At 62.5% G+C, this 15,318-nt stretch carries 16 protein-coding genes; 7 read left to right on the plus strand and 9 right to left on the minus strand.

Annotated features, from left to right (window positions below):
* Nucleotides 1-1,690: 1,690 nt before the first annotated feature.
* Both QCE63_RS20215 and QCE63_RS20220 read right to left on the minus strand, forming a co-directional pair.
* Nucleotides 1,691-2,173, minus strand: a complete 483-nt coding sequence (locus QCE63_RS20215; protein WP_309835436.1) for a hypothetical protein — start codon at nucleotides 2,171-2,173, stop codon at nucleotides 1,691-1,693.
* Between the two features lie 29 nt (nucleotides 2,174-2,202).
* Nucleotides 2,203-2,670, minus strand: a complete 468-nt coding sequence (locus tag QCE63_RS20220; RefSeq protein ID WP_309835437.1) for a zinc-finger-containing protein — start codon at nucleotides 2,668-2,670, stop codon at nucleotides 2,203-2,205.
* Nucleotides 2,671-2,991: 321 nt separating this feature from the next.
* Here QCE63_RS20220 and QCE63_RS20225 point away from each other — a divergent pair, with 321 nt between their 5' ends.
* Nucleotides 2,992-3,255 carry a hypothetical protein gene (locus tag QCE63_RS20225; protein WP_309835438.1) on the plus strand — a complete coding sequence of 88 codons (264 nt, stop codon included), beginning with the start codon at nucleotides 2,992-2,994 and terminating at the stop codon, nucleotides 3,253-3,255.
* Between the two features lie 125 nt (nucleotides 3,256-3,380).
* On the plus strand, nucleotides 3,381-4,307 hold the full coding sequence (locus QCE63_RS20230) for an AEC family transporter (RefSeq protein ID WP_309835439.1): 927 nt from the start codon (nucleotides 3,381-3,383) through the stop codon (nucleotides 4,305-4,307).
* 14 nt (nucleotides 4,308-4,321) lie between these two features.
* On the opposite strand, the gene QCE63_RS20235 is transcribed toward QCE63_RS20230, so the two are convergent.
* Nucleotides 4,322-5,251, minus strand: coding sequence for a lipopolysaccharide biosynthesis protein (locus QCE63_RS20235; RefSeq protein WP_309835440.1), 930 nt, complete (start codon nucleotides 5,249-5,251; stop codon nucleotides 4,322-4,324).
* A gap of 16 nt (nucleotides 5,252-5,267) precedes the next feature.
* On the opposite strand from QCE63_RS20235, the gene QCE63_RS20240 reads away from it, so the two are divergent.
* Nucleotides 5,268-5,654: a hypothetical protein gene (locus tag QCE63_RS20240; protein ID WP_309835441.1), complete on the plus strand. Its 387-nt coding sequence runs from the start codon at nucleotides 5,268-5,270 to the stop codon at nucleotides 5,652-5,654.
* Nucleotides 5,655-5,956: 302 nt separating this feature from the next.
* Here the strand turns inward: QCE63_RS20240 and QCE63_RS20245 are convergent, their stop codons facing one another.
* The 5 genes from QCE63_RS20245 to QCE63_RS20265 form a co-directional block, all read right to left on the minus strand.
* The gene (locus QCE63_RS20245) at nucleotides 5,957-6,700 is read right to left on the minus strand and encodes a FadR/GntR family transcriptional regulator (RefSeq protein ID WP_309835442.1); all 744 of its coding nucleotides are present in this window, start codon (nucleotides 6,698-6,700) and stop codon (nucleotides 5,957-5,959) included.
* A gap of 46 nt (nucleotides 6,701-6,746) precedes the next feature.
* Nucleotides 6,747-7,538, minus strand: coding sequence for an ATP-binding cassette domain-containing protein (locus QCE63_RS20250; RefSeq protein ID WP_309835444.1), 792 nt, complete (start codon nucleotides 7,536-7,538; stop codon nucleotides 6,747-6,749).
* Nucleotides 7,535-8,545, minus strand: coding sequence for an ABC transporter permease (locus QCE63_RS20255; RefSeq protein ID WP_309835445.1), 1,011 nt, complete (start codon nucleotides 8,543-8,545; stop codon nucleotides 7,535-7,537). Before QCE63_RS20255 ends, QCE63_RS20250 begins: the two co-directional genes overlap by 4 nt.
* Nucleotides 8,545-9,654: a sugar ABC transporter substrate-binding protein gene (locus QCE63_RS20260; RefSeq protein WP_309835446.1), complete on the minus strand. Its 1,110-nt coding sequence runs from the start codon at nucleotides 9,652-9,654 to the stop codon at nucleotides 8,545-8,547. Before QCE63_RS20260 ends, QCE63_RS20255 begins: the two co-directional genes overlap by 1 nt.
* A 350-nt stretch (nucleotides 9,655-10,004) precedes the next feature.
* The gene (locus tag QCE63_RS20265) at nucleotides 10,005-10,889 is read right to left on the minus strand and encodes a DMT family transporter (RefSeq protein ID WP_309835448.1); all 885 of its coding nucleotides are present in this window, start codon (nucleotides 10,887-10,889) and stop codon (nucleotides 10,005-10,007) included.
* 137 nt (nucleotides 10,890-11,026) lie between these two features.
* Here QCE63_RS20265 and QCE63_RS20270 point away from each other — a divergent pair, with 137 nt between their 5' ends.
* A complete protein-coding gene (locus tag QCE63_RS20270) occupies nucleotides 11,027-11,488 on the plus strand; it encodes a cupin domain-containing protein (RefSeq protein ID WP_309835449.1) in 462 nt (153 codons plus the stop codon).
* Between the two features lie 3 nt (nucleotides 11,489-11,491).
* Here QCE63_RS20270 and QCE63_RS20275 read toward each other — a convergent pair whose 3' ends face one another.
* Complete coding sequence (locus QCE63_RS20275; RefSeq protein WP_309835451.1) at nucleotides 11,492-12,265, minus strand: DeoR family transcriptional regulator; 774 nt, start codon at nucleotides 12,263-12,265, stop codon at nucleotides 11,492-11,494.
* 341 nt (nucleotides 12,266-12,606) lie between these two features.
* Here QCE63_RS20275 and QCE63_RS20280 point away from each other — a divergent pair, with 341 nt between their 5' ends.
* From QCE63_RS20280 to QCE63_RS20290, 3 genes are all read left to right on the plus strand, one after another.
* The gene (locus QCE63_RS20280) at nucleotides 12,607-13,968 is read left to right on the plus strand and encodes an FAD-binding oxidoreductase (protein ID WP_404990156.1); all 1,362 of its coding nucleotides are present in this window, start codon (nucleotides 12,607-12,609) and stop codon (nucleotides 13,966-13,968) included.
* A gap of 51 nt (nucleotides 13,969-14,019) precedes the next feature.
* Nucleotides 14,020-15,120 carry an ABC transporter substrate-binding protein gene (locus tag QCE63_RS20285; protein ID WP_309835454.1) on the plus strand — a complete coding sequence of 367 codons (1,101 nt, stop codon included), beginning with the start codon at nucleotides 14,020-14,022 and terminating at the stop codon, nucleotides 15,118-15,120.
* A gap of 33 nt (nucleotides 15,121-15,153) precedes the next feature.
* Nucleotides 15,154-15,318 (plus strand): ATP-binding cassette domain-containing protein (locus QCE63_RS20290; RefSeq protein ID WP_309835513.1); only part of this gene is annotated, 165 nt, incomplete at its 3' end.

Here is a 15,318-nt window from a genome sequence, read left to right on the forward strand (position 1 = left end):
TTGTCTGCCCTGTCTCTGGTGGGGCTCGGCCCCCTTTATTTTATCGGGGGGGGGGGCTGTCGATCATGAGCTCGCCCCCCCCCCCGCGATCCTGGCGGGACGGCTGCGATGGAGACAACAGGGGCGCTCGAATCGTCCGTCAGGACATATTCGCTGAGAGAGTGTCCGAATTCGGACACGTAGGAAAGCTTGGTCCGGCTGCAGAGAAGGATGCGCCCAAATCATGCCCAGCAAATCAACGCGAGCATGAATCGCGAAACCTTACCGCAATTTAATTCGGAAATGCGTGACGGTCGGAGGTATTTTGGCACTCGGAAAAAGAGTCGTAGTCATCGCACTCCGAACCTGCACGCAACAGCGTAGGCCCATTGACTGAGCAGGTCGCAAGGCTCAAGCAACAACCGAATTCGCAATAGTTCAATTCGCCTCGGCCGCCGCCAATGCACCCGATGAAGTCTTCATGGAAGCAAGTCGAATGCATGAACTCGATCAGTCGCGATTATGCGCATCAACATTCGCTCGCGAAGAGCGAAGTGTTTCCCGACTTCGGGTGCCGGTATAGGCGCGATAGGCTACCGCATCCCGGTAGCTCGTGTCCGAGCATTGAACTGAGAGAGAGGCGGTCTCGAGTTCGCCGGCTAATGCATCGTTTCGACATGCTCGCGCCATAGACGAATCAACCGCCAGGAAGTAAAAACGCAAACGTGTTTGGAGCCCGACAATCCGGCCGAAGGCGAGAGGGTATCCTCTACAGGGATTGAGATGCGAATGTCAGATCCGATGCTCAACCATTGAATAGCATGGCTGCGTCAGTCTTCTTCCCATTCGCAGGAATCGTAGAGCAGCGCATCTGATAGCACCGACTGCAGTGCGATGCGAACGACCGTGCTGGACAAGTATCAGGATGGTGTTAATGGAAAGGGTAAGTACGACGTCGACTTTGCCCGCTGCGACGGACGGTCGGAAGAACCTCCATCGCCATCGCCCGTGAAACATACGGAAACGATATTGATTGTTCTTTTATCGTGAAAAATCAACGACATACGTGGGTTTTCTGAACTTGTTTCACGGAAAATCGCTTGAGTGTCGCGCTGGCGACCCAACACTAAGGACGTTGGCGGCGGAAATCGCAATCCAAACTCAATACATTCGGAAAAACGTATCAAACGATACATCCACCGTAACGGCGGTTCGTTCATCGCAAGACGCTTGGTTAGCTGGAAATATATTTCCATGAAACCGTTGATGCTATGCGGGGCCGCTGACAAGAAGCGGGAACGTTTGGCTTGTGGAAGCCTGGCAGCAGTCCGTTGCGCGTGAACAGCTGACGCACCTGACCAACCCGCAAATTTCACCCAAGCATTCAAAGCTGGAACCACAGGCGACCCGCTGAACGGAAAGCTAGTGCTTACGCATCGGCGCGGAGCCCACGCTCGTCACCCGCACATGGTCAGCCATCTTCCAGCGCGCGTCGGACGCATGCTCAACGCGTACCCTCGCGCACCAAAATCGGAACCGGATCGTTACATCCCCGCGCGCCCTATCGCGCGCCGAAAGCGACTATCCGGTCGGCAGCGATACCACGACGTTTGTTGCCCCAAGGACGCAAAAGCGCCGCAAAGACTCGACGACCCTCCTCGCGAATAACCTGTCTCCACAGCAAGACAGGGCTCCACGAAGCCGCTCGCCTTCAAACCCCCACCGCCCCCCGCGCCTGCACGGGCTGACAGGGTTGATAAGCCTCACCCGCCTTGAACCGCTCCAACCGCTCGCTTGCGACCGAAAGCGCCCCGAGTGTCGCCCGACGCAACTGGTGATCATAGAGAGACACGATGGCGGCAAGCCGGTCGAAACCCTCACCCGGCAATGTCCAATGCCCGGACGTTCGCCCGGCATCGAAGACGGAGGCCAGCGTCTGATCGGCGAGGAGCAGTTCATCCTGCGAGAAATCGCCGTGTCCCGCTTCCGCGAGAAACTTCGCAAGAAGCATGGCTTCGGTGATGCTCTGCGCAGGCGCGATATCCTGCGATCCCGAGCGCAACGCAGCCAGCGCCATGTGCGCGCCGAGCGCGAGCTCGTCGGCGACGGCGCGTGGGATGGGAAGCAGCTGAGCCTTATTGAGCCGTGCGCGCGTCGCTTGCGGCGAGCGCTGAAAGGGAAGGGTGCGTGACATGCGAAGGCCGATGGTTGATCGTTTTCAGGTTAACGATCGTCGCTCGCAGAATCTGAAGGGTGGTTGCCGCGCTCTTTTTCGAACGCCTCGACGATTGCAATCGCGCGTTCGCACTGTCCCGCATCGAGCGTATGAATGCTGCACTTGTCGGGCTCGACGCCGATCGCCTGCGCGAGCCACTTCATACCCTTGGAGCGTGCCTCGAACACGTTGCAGCCATCGCGGCGCACCTTCGCCTGCACAAGCGGCTCGAGCGCCGCGTGCAGTTTCACTTTCAGATCGCGCAAAGGTGCATCCGCGAGTCTGCCCAGCGGAACATGGCGCGTGCTGCGCGCGAAAATGCCGATCCACGCCTGGCACGGCACGCAAATCCAGAGCGGACCGTGATCGTCACGATAGGGATACGGCTCGTCGCCCATGCGAGCGAGTGTCGCGGACACGCCGCAATAATCGCAGTCGGGGTGAGGAAGCGGTTTGACAGGTCGGCCGACTCGCATTGCCAGCAACTCCAAGGCGGGAAATCCAATATAGCAAAGTCGATCGCAAGTTTCGTAAGCGTGGCGGCCGGTTAGCGCTCTCGTGTAGGACTCGTCGTCTACTTAAACGAGTTCGCCCGCACCTCCGACGTCGCGCGTGCCAGCCATGACTCAAGTGGATCGGGAATTGAATTTACCGTACGACGGTATAGCGTATGAATGCGTTCTCTCATACGCATGAAACAAGAAGTCCGCTCGACGCGACCACGCAAGGTTCAAGCTGCAAGCCTGTCGCAAGCTTGCAGTTCCGAATGAGATGACTCGATCAATGAGGTGACGGCAATGAAAGCAACTTTCCTCTACGCCGCTGCGGCGGCGGTCGCGCTCACGATGAGCGCCGCAGTTCAAGCGCAGGACACGCAGATGGCGCCGGATTCAGGCGCCGCGCAACAGCAAACCACTCAAAGCAATAGCATGTCCGATATGAGCTACGGCGGAACGATGTCGACGAGCAAGGCCAGCGGAAGCTCGCGCGACGCATGGACCCCGAGCACGAATCAGGCATGCGTCATCGGACTGAGCTGCAACATCTACAGTGGTCAATGAACCCCGCAAGAAGTTGATTGCGCAACACGGCGCAGTGCAGGCGGCTTTTCTTCGATAATGGTGGCGCATCACCGCAAGGCATTCACGCGCCTGCGGGCAGGTCCGCCTTCCCTGTCGGAGCCGCCATGCACCTCGCCGGAATGATTCTTCCGATTTTCGCGATCATCGTCACGGGATGGCTGGCAGGCGTTTCCGGCTACATGCCTCGCACGCTGGCCGCCGCGCTGATGCGCTTCGCGTATTACGTGGCGATGCCCGCACTGGTCTTCGTGACGATTGCAAAAGAGCCGCTGCACTCGCTGCTCGAATGGCGCTTCCTCGCGGCATTCGGCGGCGGCTCGATGTTCTGTTTCGCGGCCGTGATGACGGGCGCGTGCATCGCTCGCCCCGCGCGCATGAACCTGGGCACGAGCGCGATGCTCGCCGCCGCGGTGGCCATGACCAACACGGGTTTCGTCGCGCTGCCGATTCTCAAGACACTCTATGGACAGCCGGGCGTGCTCGCGGCGGCGGTGGCTACCGTGTTCGTTGGCGCCATCATGTTTCCGGTGCTGGTCGTGCTGCTGGAGTTGGGCCGACGCGATGCTTCGCGCACCGTACGGTCCGGTGCACTGATCCGCCAGATCGCGACCAACCCCGTGATCCTTGCGACCCTCGTCGGCTTGCTATGGTCGGTCATCGGCGTTCGGCTGCCCGCACCGGTCGATGCCTTCCTGACGATCCTCGGCGAAGCGCTGACGCCCTGCGCGCTGTTCGCCATCGGACTGGATCTGACCATTGGCGAACTGCGCGAACGGCTCGGCTACTACGCGCTGCTCACGGCCCTGAAGCTCGCGATCGTGCCGCTCGTCGTCTATGCGCTCTGTCTTGCGACCGGCCTCGGTCACACGGCGACGGTCGCCGCCGTGGTCTGCGCGGCGGTGCCCACCGCGAAGAGCGCCTATGTGCTCGCCGTGGAATACGACATCGAGAAGCATGTCGTGGGCGCGGTCATCTCGATGACCACGCTGCTCTCCATCGTCACGCTGCTTGCCTGGATCGCTATTCTCTAGCGAGTCCAGACGGCTCACATCGGATGCGTGGCGACGAAGTTCTTGTAGGCGGCGTAGGCGGCTTTCGGCGTGACGCCATCGTTCTTGAGCAAGCCGTAGTTGCCCTCGCCGCCGACGGGGTCGTCATAGAGCTCGTAGGTCTGGATCGACTCGATATCGTACGTCGATGCAAGCGCCACGAATTGCGCCATCATCGTGTTGCCGGTCAGATATGCGGCAATCGCCTGATCGGAACCGTAGTTCGGGCGCACGCCAATCTCGTTGAGCCAGATGGGCTTGCCGAAGGCCTTGAGGACTTGCAATACGTTATGGCAGCCGGTGCCGCCGCATGCATTCGTGATGTTGCCTTGCTCCGAGTACCAGTGCCACGCGGTGATGTCCCAGTCCACCACGGGATGATTGATGCTGCCATCGGGCTCCATGCCCGCCGCGAGCATCTGCGCGAAGCCGTAATGCAGCCACGTACCGCCGCCCAGGATGATCTTGCCCGACGTATCCACCGACTTGATGCCCGCAATCATGCCGCGGATGATGCCGCGCACGATCCTGAACCTGCCGGTGTCGTACTGCTGCGGATAGACGCCGTCAACATTGTCATTCAGCGCCTCGGCTTCAATCTCGTTGGTCACTTCGTAATAGGGATAGCGGCGCGAGGTCGCGGTCTGTTGGCCGAGCGCGAAGCCGGCGTTATAGGCCTGCGTCTCGTTGGCGAAGAGTCTGTAGTCCATCAGCAGGACGGGATAGACCGTCACGCCGCCCGCATCCATCATCGCTGCGATGTTCGCCAGCTTGTTCGCGGTGCCCTGGCTGTACACCTCGTTGCGGTAGTACTTCACGCCCAGATCCTGCAATTGCGCCAACTGCACGGCGGGGCTGGAGATATCGTAGGCGCCGCCTTCGTTGTTGTGCCCGTTCACGCCATAGAAGCGCCTCGGAGTAGACACGGGAGGGGTGGGCGACGTGACGTCGCCGGAGGTGGATGAAGCCGGCGTCGCCGTCGATACGGGACTGGTCGGCGTGTCGCCGCTGTCATTCGACGCAGGCGTCGTGACGACCGGAGTCGCCGGACTAGTCGCGGCCGCCGCATTGGTGGGCGATACGGCGGCGGTGCCGGTAGAAGTCGTCGGGTTGGAGGTGCCGGGAGTCAACGAGGCGCTTGCACTCGATGTCGGGCTCGCAGCGGATGCCCCGCCTGCGCTATCGCTACTACTTGCACCGCCGCCACCGCCGCCGCCGCATGCGGCGAGCATGACGCTCATCGCGAGCGTGGCGGCGGACATTGCGGATCCGCGCACGCGCGGAAAACGAAAGCGAGAGGAACGAAGAAGTTCGAAGTTCGTCATGTGAAACGCACTACCCGATGGTCAGTTTTTTATATCCACGAACCAGGTGCGCGTTCCGCGAGTCGCCCGTAAAGACGGACGGACCGATGATGGACCTTCATCTCGCGCCGGAGATGGGGCGCTCGACTGTGTGGAGTGCTCGTCGCAAGACCCCAATGGCCGTTCCACGAGAGAGAGAGTGCGGGAAGGGAGGGGCAGGATGGAGACCGTGCAGCAGCGGCCGGTCTTAGTCAGGGTTTACGGCGAGGGGGGAATGAACTTGAGACGCGTGTCACGCGCGATGACACGCAACGAACCAACAAGCGCCTAACGTGCGAAAGGCCCTGCGGATTCGAGTGCGGCGCCGCCGAGGATCGAGTTGGCGTCGGCGCGGGCATTGTCGAGTTGCACGACACTGGCTTGCCGCGCGCCGAGCGCATCGCGGTTGGCGATGGCTGTAAAGATTGCCTTGTGTCGCGGCAATGACAGCGCGTGCGTGTTCGGATGGCGGCTCGTCAGCTTGATCGACTCGCTGAGCGCGAGCGACAGCATGTTGCCGATATACGCAAGCATGTCGTTGTGCGTCGCTGTCATGATCGCGCGATGAAACTCGAGGTCGGGCACCAGCAGCTCATCGGCCGTTTGCGCGCGTTCCATGCGGTCGAAGGCCGCGCCGATGCGCGCGATGTCCTCTTCGGACGCGGAGATGGCCGCAAGCGCGGCGGCAGCAGGCTCGATGACCTGTCGCACCGTCATCAGCGAGCGGAAGAACTCGCCTTCAGGAAGACGGCTGATGGCCCACACGAGCACATCGGGATCGAGCATGTGCCACTCGTCGCGCGGCCGCACGACGCTGCCTACGCGCGGCTTCGACACCACCAGCCCCTTGGCGACCAGCACGCGGGTCGCCTCGCGCAGCACCGGGCGGCTCACGCCATAGCTTTCGCAAAGCGCGGGCTCGGCGGGCAGACGCTGGCCGGGCGCAAACACGCCGCTGACGATCTGCATGCCGAGTTCCTGCACGATGCGTCCGTGCATGCTCTTGCGTTGCTTGGGATTGCGGTAATCCATGTTGGTCCCGCCAGCTCACCGCGACTGGCTCAAACGTCGATGACGCTCAATGCGCGGTGGTCGCGCGCATCGCCCGGTATTCACGCCTCACGATATCCATCAGCTCCGCCACCGATGTGTTGGCGCTGCGCTGCTCGTAGGTCACGCGTCCGCGCTGCATCAACATGATGCGATCCGCGATGTCGAGCGTCTGCGCATAGTTGTGCATGATCATGATGATCGAGAGGCCGCCTTTCTCCTTGAGACGCATCACCAGGTCGATGATGAGCGCCGCTTCCCGCGCGCCCATCGCGGCGAGCGGTTCGTCGAGCAGCAGGATTCTCGCGTTCGAGTTCACGGCGCGCGCCACCGCGATGGCCTGGCGCTGTCCGCCCGACAGCCGCTCCACCGGCAGATCGACGGAAGGCACATGCACGCCGATATCGTCGAGCAGTTGCGCCGCGCGTTCGCGCATCTGCTTGTGATCGACGAGACGGAAAGGCCCGCGCCGCACGATCTCGCGGTTAAGGAACATGTTGTGATAGATGGACAGCGAATTCGCCAGCGCGAGATCCTGATACACGCATTCGATGCCGAGCGAACGCGCGTGATCGACGGACTTGAGCAGCGTCTCTTCGCCATGAACGTGCAGCGCGCCCTCGGTCTGCTGATGAAAGCCCGTAAGGATCTTGACGAGCGTGGACTTGCCCGCGCCGTTGTCGCCGAGAATGCCGAGAATCTCGCCCTTGCCGAGCGTGAATGACACGCCGTCGAGCGCCGTCACCGCACCGAAACGCTTGACGATGTGATCGCCGCGCAGCGCGAGATCGCCTGTAGCTGTTTGCGCTTCCGACATCATCGCGCTCCCTTGCGGCGAATGCGCCCGACATGAATATTGAAGATCATCGCGGCGAGGATCGCGGCGCCGAGAATGATGTTGAAGGTGAACGCATTGATGCCGATCAGCGTAAAGCCGTCGCTCAGGATGCCGAGCACCGCCGCGCCGAGCAGGCCGCCGACGATCGTGCCCGAGCCGCCCGTCAGCGGCGTGCCCCCGATCACCGCTGCCGCCACCGCGAGGAACATGATCTGGTTGCCGCCGGCCTGCGGGTCGATGGAAGTGATGCGAAAGCCTTCGAGAATGCCCGTGAAGCCCGCGAGCACGGCGGCGATCACGAAGTTACCGAGCCGCAGCCGGTTCACATGAATGCCGGCTTCGCTCGCGCCGAGCGCATTCGCACCCGACGCCTGCGTATGCAGGCCCCAGCGCGTGTGGCGCAGCAGCGTATGCATGACGACGGCGATCGCCACGGTCCAGATGATCTCGCTGTAGCCCCACGCGCCCATCACGTTGGCGAACGTCGGCGTGCCCGGCGTCGCGACCGGCGTGCCGCGCGACAGCGTGAGCGTGATGCCGTTGATGAGGAACAGCGTGCCGAGCGTCGTCACGAACGAAGGCAGGCGCAGATACACGGTCACCGCGCCGTTGACGAAGCCGATGATCGCCGCCGCGACGAGTCCCGCGATCACCGCGAGCCACATCGGTGCGCCGGCGTCGTTGGCGAACACCATCATGAAGGGCGCGAAGGCGAACACCATGCCCGCTGACAGATCGATGTCGCCGCCGATCATCAGCATGATTTCGCCGAACGCGATGATCGCCACCGGCGCAATGAACTGCGACAGGTTGACGAGACTCGGACCACTCAGCAGGAAGTCGTGATTGACGATCTGGAAGTAGGCCGCGAGCAGCACGGCCACCAGCAGGATGCGCAGCTCGGGCGCCCAGTGCGACATCCATGCCCCGCGCGGGGCTGCGATCCGCGCGGGTGTCGCTGCATTGCCAGGTTGGTTCATCGCGTTCATCAGGACTTGATTGCGCCTTTCATCGGCACGATTTCCGGCTTGGTGGTCTTGCCTTCATAACGCGTCGAGGTATTGAGGTACGGCTCGACGGTGTCTTTCGTCACGAACTTGAGACCCGTATTGATGTTCGCCGGCCCGACCAAGCCACCCGAGGCGAGGAACAAGAACGCTTCCATCACGGTGTAGAAGCCTTGCACGTAAGGCTGCTGGTCGATGGTGAAATCGAGGAAGCCTTCGTGGATGAGCTGGATGGTCTGCGGCAACAGATCGAAGCCGCCGCCATGCACGCCTTTCGACGGCAGGTTCGATTCCTTCATCACCTGCGCGACGCCCTGGGTGCTGCCTGCATCGACGGCGAACATGCCCTTCAGGTCCTGGTGGCCGAGATAGAACGCCTTGATCTTCGAAAGTTCCTCGTTGACGGTCGCGCCCGTGGCCACGGTCTGGATGTCGATCTTCTTGCCGGACTTCTTGATGGCGTCGCTGGCACCGTCGAGACGCGGCTGAATGTTGAGCTGGCCCGGCGTCGCGATGAACAGCGCGACCATGCCGCTGTCGATCATGCTCGCGATGCGCTCGCCCATCTGATAGCCCGACTGATACAGGTCCTGGCCGATATACGCGAGACGCGGATTGATCTTGCCGCGCGGCGCATCCGCGTTATAGGCGAAGACGGGAATGCCGGCGTCGAGCGCGGCCTGAATGGGCTTGTCGAAGGCGTTTGGATCCACGATGGGCACGGCGATCGCATCGGCTTTGGCCGCGATGGCGGAGTTCACCGCGCGCACCATTTCGCCGGCATCGGACGTGGCGGAGCCGGTCCACTGATAGTCCATGCCGAACATCGAGCACGCGTCCTGAATGCCGTATTGCGTCGGCACGAAGAACGGGTTGGTCGTCACGTGATTGACGAACACGATCTTCCATTTCTTGTGCTGCGGAAACGCGGCTTCGGCGGCCTGCGCGCTGGCGATCAGCCCGCCGGTGCCCGCCACGCCGCCGAGCAGCGAGAGCGCGGCGCCGAGTCCTGCACCTTGCATGAGCCCGCGCCGGCTCGAATTGATGAAGCCGTTGCCGTCTTTCGTGTCGTCGTCCCGATTTTGCGCCATGTCTTCCTCCGGTCTGTTCTTCGTGAGTCGATGAGTCGACTGATCGTCGATCGCTTTCAGATACAGGGTTTCAGCGGCACGTCATGAGCGGGCATCTTTCACGGATGAAAGACGCCGCCAGAGACCATGACGTGGCAGGCAATGCGCGAGAGGATTGAGCGAAAACGCGGCGTGTTTGAACTAGTAATTGGGAAAAGCGAAATGCCGCGCGTCGGCTTCAATAGACAAACTATATGCACCACTTCCAACACGTGCGATTAGCGTTTTCCCGGTCATTGCAGGCATATAGTCATGCTATTCAACGGGCATTCTCACAGAGTGGGCCGCGCCTCGTTTTCATGCGCAAGACGCTATGCGCGCGGCCGCCATGTAGCGATGGCCACGCCCAGCACCGCCACGCCCATCGCCCACCATGCGCTGACCGGCAGCACTTCGCCGAGTATCAGATACGACATCACGGCAGCGGCGGGCGGCACGAAGAAGAACAACGATACCACTTGCGACACCTTGCCCGCGCGGGTCATCGCAAGCAGCAACGTGATCGCTATCAGCGAGTTGCCGATGACGAGATACGCGAGCGTCGCCATGAGCGTGGGCGTCCAGTGAACCTGCGTGTGTTCGAAGCACAAAGCCATGGGCGCGCAAAACACGGAGCCGACGCTGTACTGCACGAGATTCGACGTGAGCGGATCCTGCGCGGTGCCGAGGCGCTTCTCGTAGAGCATCGCGCCCGTGATGCCGATCAGCGCGCCCACTGCCAGCAGCACCGGTCCGAGCGATGATGCCTGCAAGGGTCCGCGCGCGAGGATCACGCCGGTTGCGCCCGCGAGTCCCAGCAACAGACCCATCCAGCGGCGCGCGCCAATGCGTTCGCCGACCAGCTTCGGTGCGAGCACGCCGACGAGGATCGGCTGGAGCGAGACGATCAGCGCGAGCACCGAGGTTGCGATGCCTGCGGTCATCGAGAGATAGCTGAGCCCGAAGTACATCACCTGCACGAGAAAGCCGACGATGATGAGATGCCGCCAGCCGCGCGCATCGGCGGGCCAGCGCGGACGCTTGATCGCGCAGACCACGAGCAGCACGCCGACGCTCAGTGCGAAGCGAATGGCGAGGAACGTCAGCGGCGAGGCATAGTGCAGGCCGGTCTTGGCAATCGGGAAACCCGCTGACCAGAGCAGCAGGAACACGACCGGACCGCCGATAGTGAGCCAGCGCCGTTGATCCTGCACCATGTTCGCGTCCTTTTTTTTAATGGGTGAAGCCGGGCCCGTCATTGCAACCCAGCATGCCGGCGATGGCAAGCGGCGGTTGCGCATGCGCCGCCCTTTGAGCGATGCTCTTGAACGATGCGCAAGCATAAGGAGCCAGCATGCCCAAGGTCGATATCGCCGCCGTTCCGAAGATCGCGGGATCGGGTTATCCGAAGCCCTTCGCCGCGCCGTGTGCCACGCGCACGCGTCAGCGTCTCGGCGACGCAGGCGGCTTGCGCGACTTCGGCGTGAACCTGATGCACCTGCCGCCCGGCGGATGGTCGAGCCAGCGTCACTGGCATTCGCACGAGGACGAGTTCGTGCAGGTGCTCGAAGGTGAACTCGTGCTGATCGAAGACGAAGGCGAAACCGTACTGCGCGCCGGCGAGTGCGCGGCCTTTCCGAAGGGAACCGGAAACGGTCATCACCTGATCAACCGCTCGAACGCGGTGGCGGTATATCTGGAAGTTGGCAGCCGCGTCTACGAAGATCTCACGACCTGTTCCGACGTCGACATGATGAGCGCCAACGCGGACGGCCGCTTCGTGCACAAGGACGGCTCGCCGATAGCGGACGTCTGAGATTCAGTGCGCCACGCGCACGGCGATGTCGGCGGCGGCCAGCGTGTCGGCCATCCAGTCGGGCGGCGGGGCGTCGGTGAAGAGCGCGTCGATTTGCGACAGATGCCCGAGCTTGACCAGCGCGGCGCGCCCGAACTTCGAATGATCGGCGGCGAGGAACACCGTGCGCGATTGCTCGATGATGGCCTGCGCCACGCGTACCTCGGCGATATCGAAGTCGCGCAGCGTGCCGTCTTCCTCGATGCTCGATATTCCGATGATCCCGAAGTCGACCTTGAACATGCGAATGAAGTCGACCGCCTGCTCGCCCACCACGCCCTTGTCGCGCGCGCGCACCTGGCCACCCGCCACCAGCACCTCGGCGTCCGACCCGTCCGCGAGGATGTTCGCGACGTTCAGGTTGTTCGTGATGACGCGCAGACCCGTGTGCTGGCACAACGCGCGCGCCACTTCCTCGGTGGTCGTGCCGAGGTTGATGAAGAGCGTCGCCTGATTCGGGATCTCCGCAGCGACGCGTCGCGCGATGCGCTGCTTCTCTTCCAGATACATGTGCTGACGCGCGGTATAGGCCGTGTTCTCCGAACTGGTCAGCGTGCTCGCGCCGCCGTGATAGCGGCGCAGGAGATTCTGTTCCGAGAGCCAGTTGACGTCGCGCCGAATGGTTTGCGGTGTCACCTGGAAATGCGTGGCGAGGTCGTCGATGGTCGCGAAGCCATCTCGCGCGACACGATCGAGCAGTGCGCGCTGTCTGCCGTTGAGTGCTGAGTCGAAGGTCATCGCGGTGCGCGCGGGCGCGAGAGTCGTGTGATGGCGGATGCGCGAGTGTACGACGAAACGCGCACTTGACCCAAGGCGCCGGCGCGCTTGTCCGTAGCGCGTGCCCCAAGTTTTTGAGTTTGCAAGTCCCTGAACTTAAGCGAAAATGCATTGCAACATGACTAAAGTAATCGCTATTCGATTACTGTGATTTTATTTCAATTTTGGCGCTCATATTCTTGCCTCAAACAACGGGTGAAACCCGTGCCCCAATGGAGCTTGCCTTGCTTGATGAATCTGAGTTGATCGGCCGTTTGCGCAGTCTGCTGGGTGATGACGCGGTCATCGCCGTGGCGGAGGACATGGGCGGTTTCGTCGAGGACTTCCGCGGGCGTTATCGCGGCGCGGCGCTGTGCGTGGTGCAGCCGTCGTCGACGGAGCAGGTCGCGGGTGTCGTGCGCCTGTGCGCGGCGGCGGGCGTGCCCTTGCTCGCACAAGGCGGCAACACCAGCCTGTGCGGCGGCTCGGTGCCGGCGGCGCACGGCGTGCCGCCCGTCATCGTCAGTCTTGCGCGCATGCGCCGCATTCGCGGCATCGATGCAGCGAACGGTTCGATGGAAGTGGAAGCGGGCTGTGTCCTCAAGACCGTGCAGGATGCGGCCGCCGATGTCGCGCGACTCTATCCCGTCAGTCTCGGCGCGGAGGGTTCGTGTCAGATCGGCGGCACGCTTTCGACGAACGCCGGCGGCACCAGCGTGCTGCGCTATGGGAATACGCGCGAGAACGTGCTCGGCCTCGAAGTGGTCATGGCCGATGGCACTATCTGGAACGGCCTGCGCGGGCTGCGCAAGGACAACACCGGCCTCGACCTCAAGCATCTCTTCATCGGCGCGGAAGGCGCGCTGGGCATCATCACGGCGGCGACCCTCAAGCTGCATCCGCTGCCGACGCATCATGCGCTCGCGTGGTTCGCGCCGACCGACCCGCAAGCCGCGCTGACGATCCTCGGGATGTTCCAGGCCAAGTGCGGCTCGCGCCTCTCGGCGTTCGAACTGATGAACGCACGGCAACTGCAATTGGTCGTCGAGCATGTGATGGATCGCCGCGCACCGCTCGAAGGCGCGCATGACTGGCACGTGCTCGTTGAGCTTGGCGACACGCAAGGCGCGTCCGACATGGAGAGCGTGTTGCAGGCCACGCTGGAAGAAGCCGCTGAAGCGGGCTTGCTCGAAGACGCGATCATCGCGAGCAGCGACCGTCAGCGCGCCGCACTGTGGGAAGTGCGGCACAGCGTGACGGAAGCCAACAAGAAGGCCGGCATCGGGCTGACCACGGATTGCGCGGTGCCGCTGTCGGCGGTGCCTGCGTTCATCGAACAGGCTACGCAAGCGGTGCTCGCGCTCGACGCTGAGATCGGCATTGTGATCGTCGGCCATATGGGCGACGGCAACATCCATCTGGTGCCGATGTACACCTTCGATGCGTGGCGCGCGCTGCCCGACCAGGCAGCCGCGGGCGCTGCCGTGCGTCGCGCGGTGAACGATGCCGCGCATGCGCTCGGCGGCACGTTCAGCGCGGAACATGGCGTGGGCCAGACGGGCTTGCCGGAAATGGCGCACTACAAGTCGGCCGCCGAACTGTCGATCATGCGTGCCGTGAAGAGCGCGCTCGATCCCGCGAACCTCATGAACCCGGGGCGTCTCTTCCCCGCCGCACCGCTCTGACTCTTACATCATCAAGCCACCACCGCCCCTCGCTTACCGCAGGAGAGTTATATGAAGCCCAAGCACGATAACGACAAAACGATCCTCAACCCCGCCCGCCGCTCGGCGATCAAGGCCGTAGGCGCAGGCGTCGTGGCCGGCGCATTCCCGTTCGTCTGGACGCCTTCGCGCGCGGCCAGCAAGCGCATCGTCGTGCGCGACGACGGCGGCATCTACACCAAGGCGTATGGCGCGGTGTACTACAAGCCGTTCTTCGAGAAGACTGGCATTGAAGTGGTGGGCGTGCAGGCCAATGCCGAGCCGACCGCGCAGATCAAGAGCATGGTCGAGGCAGGCAGCTACGCATGGGACATGGCGAAGATCAGCCAGCCCGCGATTCTGCTGCTGACCTCGGGTGGCAAGGAATATCTCGAGAAGCACGGCCTCGAATCCGATCCGACCATCGCAAGGATTCCGAAGCAATACATGTCGGCATACGGCGTGGGCACCAACGTCTATTCGACCGTGCTCGCCTATCGCACCGATGCGTTCAAGGGCCGCAAGGCGCCGAGTTCGTGGGCTGACCTGTGGAACGTGAAGGACTTCCCGGGCCGTCGCTCGATCCGCAAGTATCCGTTCGATACGCTCGAAGAAGCGATGATGGCCGATGGCGCATCGACGAGCCAGGTCTATCCGATCAACTTCGATCGCGCATTCGCGAGCCTCGACAAGATCTCGAAGCAAGTGGATGTGTGGTGGACGACGGGCGCGCAAGTCGAGCAGATGCTCAACTCGGGCGAAGTCGCGATGGTGGCAACGTGGGCCTCGCGTGCGCAATCGGCGATGGCCGCGGGCGCGCCGGTGGGGATCGTATGGAACCAGAACATCTGGGGCTGCGACAACTGGGCGATCCTGAAGGGCACGCCGAACGCGGACGCTTGCCGCGAGTTCATCAAGTTCGCCAGCGACCCGAAGCGTCAGGCCGCGCTCGTCGAGTACTTCCCGGCGGGTCTCACGCAACCGGAATCCTTCAACTATGTGAAACCGGAACAGGCGAAGAACTGCCCGACGTTCCCGGACAACATGAAGACCGGCGTGCATATCGATGCGAAGTACTGGCAGGAGAATCAAAGCGTGGCGCTCGAGCGCTTCAACCGCTGGATTCTCACTTAAGGCCTGGCATCGTTCATCAAGGAAGAGATCCGCATGGCAACCATCAATCTCCAGATCAGCGGTCTGTGCAAGCGTTATGGCGACTTCGTCGCGCTCGCGCCGACCGACCTCGACGTCGCGCAGGGCGAGTTCCTGACGCTGCTGGGCCCGAGCGGCTCGGGCAAGACCACGCTGCTGAGCCTCATCGCGGGGCTTGCA

Source organism: Caballeronia sp. LZ065, assembly GCF_031450975.1.
Lineage (GTDB): Bacteria > Pseudomonadota > Gammaproteobacteria > Burkholderiales > Burkholderiaceae > Caballeronia.